General features: G+C 68.4%; 8 protein-coding genes. 4 read left to right on the top strand and 4 right to left on the bottom strand.

Annotated features, from left to right (window positions below; all coding sequences use genetic code 11):
- Positions 1-426: 426 nt before the first annotated feature.
- A complete protein-coding gene (locus tag ACIQRL_RS00005; protein ID WP_401324823.1) occupies positions 427-1,068 on the bottom strand; it encodes a DNA-3-methyladenine glycosylase in 642 nt (213 codons plus the stop codon).
- 218 nt (positions 1,069-1,286) lie between these two features.
- On the opposite strand from ACIQRL_RS00005, the gene ACIQRL_RS00010 reads away from it, so the two are divergent.
- The 3 genes from ACIQRL_RS00010 to ACIQRL_RS00020 all read left to right on the top strand — a co-directional run bounded on the left by ACIQRL_RS00010 (position 1,287) and on the right by ACIQRL_RS00020 (position 3,351).
- Positions 1,287-2,072 (top strand): sporulation protein, encoded by a 786-nt coding sequence (locus tag ACIQRL_RS00010; protein WP_401324826.1) that lies wholly within the window; start codon positions 1,287-1,289, stop codon positions 2,070-2,072.
- Between the two features lie 88 nt (positions 2,073-2,160).
- Positions 2,161-2,700: a YbhB/YbcL family Raf kinase inhibitor-like protein gene (locus ACIQRL_RS00015; protein ID WP_401324829.1), complete on the top strand. Its 540-nt coding sequence runs from the start codon at positions 2,161-2,163 to the stop codon at positions 2,698-2,700.
- Between the two features lie 144 nt (positions 2,701-2,844).
- On the top strand, positions 2,845-3,351 hold the full coding sequence (locus ACIQRL_RS00020; RefSeq protein ID WP_261703218.1) for an HNH endonuclease: 507 nt from the start codon (positions 2,845-2,847) through the stop codon (positions 3,349-3,351).
- An 82-nt stretch (positions 3,352-3,433) separates the two neighbouring features.
- Here the strand turns inward: ACIQRL_RS00020 and ACIQRL_RS00025 are convergent, their stop codons facing one another.
- The 3 genes from ACIQRL_RS00025 to ACIQRL_RS00035 all read right to left on the bottom strand — a co-directional run bounded on the left by ACIQRL_RS00025 (position 3,434) and on the right by ACIQRL_RS00035 (position 5,848).
- Positions 3,434-4,396 (bottom strand): SPFH domain-containing protein, encoded by a 963-nt coding sequence (locus tag ACIQRL_RS00025; RefSeq protein ID WP_401324832.1) that lies wholly within the window; start codon positions 4,394-4,396, stop codon positions 3,434-3,436.
- A gap of 130 nt (positions 4,397-4,526) precedes the next feature.
- The gene (locus ACIQRL_RS00030; protein ID WP_365877515.1) at positions 4,527-4,961 is read right to left on the bottom strand and encodes an NfeD family protein; all 435 of its coding nucleotides are present in this window, start codon (positions 4,959-4,961) and stop codon (positions 4,527-4,529) included.
- Positions 4,962-5,056: 95 nt separating this feature from the next.
- Positions 5,057-5,848, bottom strand: a complete 792-nt coding sequence (locus ACIQRL_RS00035; protein ID WP_401324835.1) for an ABC transporter ATP-binding protein — start codon at positions 5,846-5,848, stop codon at positions 5,057-5,059.
- Positions 5,849-5,969: 121 nt separating this feature from the next.
- Here ACIQRL_RS00035 and ACIQRL_RS00040 point away from each other — a divergent pair, with 121 nt between their 5' ends.
- Positions 5,970-6,758, top strand: coding sequence for a hypothetical protein (locus ACIQRL_RS00040; RefSeq protein WP_401324837.1), 789 nt, complete (start codon positions 5,970-5,972; stop codon positions 6,756-6,758).
- The last annotated feature ends 122 nt before the right edge of the window (positions 6,759-6,880 follow it).

Here is a 6,880-nt window from a genome sequence, read left to right on the forward strand (position 1 = left end):
CTTTGTACTCACCCTCTCGGGCTTTCCTCCGGGCGCTTCCCTTCGGTCTTGCGTTTCCGACTCTATCAGACCGTTTCCGTATCCGATTTCCTCGGTGCTTTCCAGGTTCCCGCTTCCGCGTTTCCCTTTCCGGCGAGTCCGACTCTATCAGAACCTTTCGGGCCTGACTCCCAGTCAGCGGGGCTTGTCTTCAGGCCCTTTCGGCGCTTTCGCGTTTCGCGGCCTTTCGACATTCACTACGTTAGCCGATTCCCTCGGCGACTCATAATCGAGTTCCGCGAGTTTGAATTCAGGCATGCAGGCACGCCGAATAAGCCCCCGCTGGAGGGAAGTCGTAGGTAGTGGGTTGGCCGCTCTCGGCTGCTGGCTGAACGCCGTAACCGGTTCAAGCGGCTCGGGCTACATTACGGATCCCTCAGGGGCGCGTCAAGTTGAACGACGGCGGGGCGCATGGGCGCGATAAGGGCTCACTGTCGGGTCGTCAGCGACCCAGAAACGCCAGGGATGGACGCCTCCGTCGCCGGAGACTCCGGTGCGCGGGCCGTTGCGCACCTGGTCGGAGCCGACGGGGGTACCCCTGAGCAGGGTCAAAGGCGAACCCTCCGGACCGCAGGCGTCCACTCCGTCGAGTGACCGGTCCACCCCCAGTGCCGTCGCGAGGCGGGCCGGCCCTTTGGCCAGTTCCTTGTCGTATCGGGCCGAGAGTCGACGTTTGCGGGCGAGGTCAGCGCCCTCGGTGACCTCGCCGGCCCGAAGCAGGACTCCACTGGGCCTGCCCTCCGGACCGCACACCAGGTTCATGCAGTGCCACATGCCGTAGGTGAAGTAGACGTACACATGACCGGGCGGGCCGAACATCACGCCGTTCCGGGCCGTGCGTCCGCGGTACGCGTGCGATCCGGGGTCGTTCGGACCGTCGTATGCCTCGACCTCGGTGAGACGCAGTTCGATCGGACCGTCCGGGGTGACGCGTACAAGGACGCGTCCCAGTAGGTCGGGGGCGACGTCGAGTACAGGGCGGTCGAAGAAGTCCCGCGTCAGGGGCGTACGGTCAGGGGCCGCGATCATGGCGTACGAGCGTAGTCCCTCTGTCCCGGCCGACGCGGCGGTGTCCGGAGCGGTTCGGAACAGTACGGACGGATGCCTGTCGGCGGGGTGGTCAGAGGCCCTCTCCCTTGTAAGGGTGAGGGCGCGGAACCGGTCGGGGCCGGATCGCGTTTGTAGGGATCAAGGGATCCATGCAGACAGAGGACGGAACAGGCGTTGCCTGGGGAGGAAGTGACGACATGGGGTTCAAGCGGCTGCTTGCGAGCTTGGGGGCCGGTGGGGCTTCGGTCGAGACGGTGCTGACCGAGGTCAACACAGTTCCGGGCGGCGTCGTCCAGGGTGAGGTGCGGATCCAGGGGGGTTCGGTCGACCAGTCGATCGAGGGTCTGTCGGTCGGCCTGCAGGCCAAGGTCGAGGTCGAGGGCCACGACGACCAGGAGTACAAGCAGGACATCGAGTTCACGAAGCTGCGGCTCGGCGGGGCCTTCCAGCTTCAGGCGGGTGCCGTGCACTCGGTCCCCTTCGGGCTGGAGATCCCGTGGGAGACGCCGATCACCATGATCGACGGGCAGAGCCTGCGCGGGATGCATATCGGTGTGACCACCGAGCTGGCGATCGCCCGCGCCATCGACTCGGGTGACCTCGACCCGATCAACGTGCACCCGCTGCCGGCGCAGCAGGCGATTCTCGACGCCTTCATCCAGCTCGGCTTCCGCTTCAAGAACGCGGACATGGAGCGCGGCCACATCCGGAACACGCGTCAGCGGCTGCCGTTCTATCAGGAGATCGAGTTCTACCCGCCGTCGCAGTACCGCGGGCTGAACCAGGTCGAGCTGAGCTTCGTCGCGGACGACCGTGCGATGGACGTCATCCTGGAGATGGACAAGAAGCCGGGTCTCTTCAGTGAGGGCAGCGACTCGTACCGCTCCTTCGAGGTGGGTCTGCACGACTTCCAGGGCACGGACTGGGCCGGATACCTGAACCACTGGCTGTCGGAGGTCGGCAGCAAGCGCAGCTGGTTCTAGGACCGGGCACCGTCGGCGTCCTCCGACGTGATCGGCCGGACAGGTCATAGGCTCGGAGCAGAGATTCCGCCGTTCAGGAGGTACTGACGTGACCGAGCTCAAGAGGCCGCCGCTCCCGCACGACTTCCATCCGCCGGTGCCGGCGTTCGCGGTCGCCAGCGAGGATTTCGAGGCGGGCGCGGTGCTGAAGGACGCGCAGGTCTACGCGGCCGGGAACACCTCGCCGCAGCTGAGCTGGGAGTACTTTCCGCCGGAGACCAAGAGCTTCGCCGTGACGTGCTTCGATCCGGACGCCCCGACGGGGAGCGGGTTCTGGCACTGGGTGGTGTTCGACATCCCGGCCTCGGTGACGGAGCTGCCGACGGGAGCGGGCAGCGGCAAGTTCGAGGGTCTGCCCGAAGGCGCGGTCCAGGTGCGTAACGACTACGGGTCCCGGGACTTCGGTGGCGCCGCGCCGCCGGCCGGGGATCCCGCGCACCGGTACGTCTTCACGGTGTACGCCGTGGATCAGGAGAAGCTCGGTCCCGACGCGGAGGTGTCGCCCGCTGTGGTGGGCTTCAATCTGCGGTTCCACACACTGGCGCGCGCCCAGTTGATCGGTGAATACGCCTCTCCCGCCGCAGACTGACGTTCACCGAACGTTTGCCCGCCTCTGGTCATGGAAGTGATCAGGGGCGGGCATTTTTTATTGCGTTGTCCATCTCGGCGTGCCCGGCCAGAGTTGATCCCAGCCCGCCGCAGGTGGGCCGGTGCGCAAGAGGAGGTGGGCTGGATGCGGGACACGCTGGTACTGAACGCGAGCTTTGAGCCGCTCTCGACGGTGACGTTGAACCGAGCCGTCGTTCTGGTGCTGCAGGACAAGGCCGTCGTCGAGCAGGCCCACCCCGAACTGCGCATGCGCGGCGCGGCGTTGGACATACCCGTGCCCCGGGTGATCAGGCTCTGCCGCTACGTCCGGGTGCCGTTCCGAAGACAAGCACCGTGGTCGAGGCGGGGTGTGCTGGTACGTGACCGGCACAGGTGCGCCTACTGCGGCCGCCGGGCCACGACCGTGGACCACGTGGTCCCGCGTGCCCAGGGCGGTCAGGACTCGTGGCTGAACACGGTGGCCTCCTGCGCCGAGGACAATCACCGCAAGGCGGACCGTACGCCGGAGCAGGCCCAGATGCCGTTGCTGCGGCAGCCGTTCGAGCCGACACCCGCGGACGCCATGCTGCTGGCGCTCGGCCAGGACGACTTCGACGCGCTGCCGGAGTGGCTGGCCCAGCCGGCCGCGTAGCCCGTACGACGCCGGTACGAGGACGGGGCCCACCTCTCGCGGGAGGTGGGCCCCGTCCTCGTACGGCATCCGTCGTACGGCATCAGTCCGTGATGGACGGCTTCTCGCGGCGTTCGTTGCCGCCGCCCGAGTCTCCGGAGGAGCCCCGGTTGCCCGAAGAACCCCCGCCCGGTCCACCGAAGCTGCCCATGGCGCCGCTGAGGCCCTTCAGCGCGTCGCCGATCTCGCTGGGCACGATCCAGAGCTTGTTGGCGTCGCCCTGGGCGATCTTCGGGAGCATCTGGAGGTACTGGTAGGAGAGGAGCTTCTGGTCCGGGTCTCCGGCGTGGATGGCCTCGAAGACCGTACGGACGGCCTGGGCCTCGCCCTCGGCGCGCAGGGCCGCGGCCTTGGCCTCGCCCTCGGCGCGCAGGATCGCGGACTGCTTCTCGCCCTCGGCGGTGAGGATCTGCGACTGGCGGATGCCCTCCGCGGTGAGGATCGCGGCGCGCTTGTCGCGGTCGGCACGCATCTGCTTCTCCATCGAGTCCTGGATGGAGGTGGGCGGTTCGATCGCCTTCAGCTCGACACGGTTGACGCGGATGCCCCACTTGCCGGTGGCCTCGTCGAGGACTCCGCGCAGGGCCGCGTTGATCTCCTCGCGGGAGGTCAGGGTCCGCTCCAGGTCCATGCCGCCGATGATGTTGCGGAGGGTGGTGACGGTGAGCTGCTCGATCGCCTGGATGTAGCTGGCGACCTCGTACGTCGCGGCGCGCGCGTCGGTGACCTGGTAATAGATGACGGTGTCGATGTTGACGACCAGGTTGTCCTGGGTGATCACCGGCTGCGGCGGGAACGGGACGACCTGTTCACGCAGGTCGATGCGGTTGCGGATCGAGTCTATGAACGGGACGACGATGTTCAGTCCGGCGTTCAGTGTCCGTGTGTAGCGGCCGAAGCGCTCGACGATGGCGGCGCTCGCCTGTGGGATGACCTGGATGGTCTTGATCAGGGCGATGAAGACCAACACCACCAGAATGATCAGGACGATGATGATCGGTTCCATCGATGCTCCCCGTACCCTTCTCCACTCGGTAATTCCGAAAGATCTCATGGGTGTTGAAGATCTTGCTGGACGAGTGTGACAGAACGTCGTCTGCCACGTGGGGCGTTCGGTTCACTTGCGTTGTGCGAGGTCACATGACGATCGCCGTGGCTCCGTCGATGTCCACGACATCCACTTCCTGGCCCACCTCGTAGGCCTGTCCGGCGTCGAGGGCGCGCGCCGACCAGATCTCTCCGCCGAGCTTGATGCGGCCGCCGCCCGAACTGTCCACACGTTCCAGGACGATGGCCTGCTTGCCCTTCAACGCCTCTATGCCGGTGGCAAGTTGGGGGCGCTGAGCGCTGTGCCGGGCGGCGATGGGGCGTACGACGGCGATGAGCGCAACCGACACGGCCACGAAGACGAGCACTTGGAGGACGACACCGCCGCCGAGGCCCGCGGCGACCGCCGCCGCGACGGCGCCCACGGAGAGCATGCCGAACTCCGGCATGGCGGTCACCACGAGCGGGATGCCGAGTCCAGCCGCCCCGACCAGCCACCACACCCATGCGTTGATGTCGTTCACATGGTCATGGTAGGACCGCGCTCCCCCGGCGGACAGAGCGCGCGATCAAGTCGGGTACGCCGGGTGACGGGTGTGCGTCCGCCCGCCGGGGCGGTTCAGGCCATCGGCAGGCCCTGCGCGGTCCAGCGCTCGCCGACCTGATCGACGACGAGCGGGAGGCCGAAGCAGAGGGAGAGGTTGCGCGAGGTGAGTTCGAGCTCCAGCGGGCCGGCGGCGAGCACCTTGCCCTGACGGATCATCAGGACGTGGGTGAAGCCGGGGGCGATCTCCTCGACGTGGTGCGTGACCATGATCATGGAGGGGGCGATCGGGTCGCGGGCGAGCCGGCCGAGGCGGCGCACGAGGTCCTCGCGGCCGCCGAGGTCGAGGCCGGCCGCGGGCTCGTCGAGGAGCAGCAGCTCGGGGTCGGTCATCAGCGCGCGGGCGATCAGGGTGCGCTTGCGCTCGCCCTCGGAGAGGGTGCCGAACCTGCGCTCCAGGTAGTCGCTCATGCCGAGGCGGTCGAGGAAGGCGCGGGCGCGCCGCTCGTCGATGTCCTCGTAGTCCTCGTGCCAACCGGCGGTCATGCCGTACGCGGCGGTGAGGACCGTCTGCAGGACGGTCTGGCGCTTGGGGAGCTTCTCGGCCATCGCGATACCGGCGATGCCGATGCGCGGGCGCAGCTCGAAGACGTCGACCTGGCCGAGGGTCTCACCGAGGATCGTGGCGGTGCCCGAGCTGGGGAAGAGGTAGCTGGAGGCGACGTTCAGGAGGGTCGTCTTCCCGGCGCCGTTGGGGCCGAGGATGACCCAGCGTTCCCCCTCCTTGACCGACCAGGAGACCTGGTCCACCAGAGCCCGGCCCTCGCGGACCACGGATACGTCCACCAGCTCCAGTACATCGCTCATGAGCGCGTTGTCTCCCATTGCAGTCTCGGCCGTCGCTTACGTCTGTGGACGAAGCCCCCAGGGAAAACCTACGCCACCGGTCGGCCGCACCCATCCATCGGCCGGTCCTTAGGGTGGGGGCATGCTCTCGGAACCACGCTCAGGACAGCTGGCGGCATGGGGAAATGCCCTATTGGCCGGACTTGTTTCTCCGGACGACGCGGTGCTCGCCATCGTCGGGGAGGACGCGGTGCACCGCGTCGAGGGGGTGCCCGGCGAGTCCGGGCCGGTCGGGCTCACGCTCGCCCTCGGCCGGCTGCGCAGCCTCGGGGTGACCGGACTGCGGGTCGCGCTGCCCGCGCCGGGGCATCCGCTCGGGCTCAGCGGGCCGCCCGCGTTCAACGCGCGCGCCCTCGACGCCGAGGAGGCCGTGGTGTGTCACGGGGCGGCGCTGGGGCTCGTGCCGGAGGTGTACGAGGCCGGGCCCGTCGGCGATGTACATGTCGAGGTCATCTGGCACTGTCTCGTCGTCCGTGAGGCACCTCCCGCCGATGTGCCCTCGCTCGGGGAGGCCGAGCGGGAGCTGGCGGAGGCGCTCCGCGACGCGACGGAGGTGCTGTCGCGGCTGGACGTGGCCGGGTCGGGGCCGGTCGCGGCGGCGGCGATCGAGGCGTACCGGGCGCGGGCCGAGCGGGGGCGGGAGGTGCTGGCCCCCGGGTACCCGCCGCGCGCGGTACGCGTGTTGGAGCTGGCTCAGCGGGTGGGGATGCTGATTTCCGTGGCGTACGAGAGCGGGCACGGCGGGGCGGTGAGCGCGTCGGAGATCGCCGCGCGGGCCGAGGCGCTGCGGCCGGTGGAGCGGACGGCGCGGCGGGCGCAGGTGGCCGCGTACAACGCGTTCGTGGAGGAACGCGAGCGAGGAGTGCGCTGAGCGCCGCTCGGCGCGAAATGCGGGTGCCTTGACTGACCGCGCTTCCCCAGGGCACAGGCACCTGGGTTGCCCCGCTCGTCCCGGGGCTTGCGGGGATCGCCGGGTTCCTCGGATGCATGAGC

The organism is Streptomyces sp. NPDC091209, from assembly GCF_044757755.1.
GTDB lineage: Bacteria > Actinomycetota > Actinomycetes > Streptomycetales > Streptomycetaceae > Streptomyces.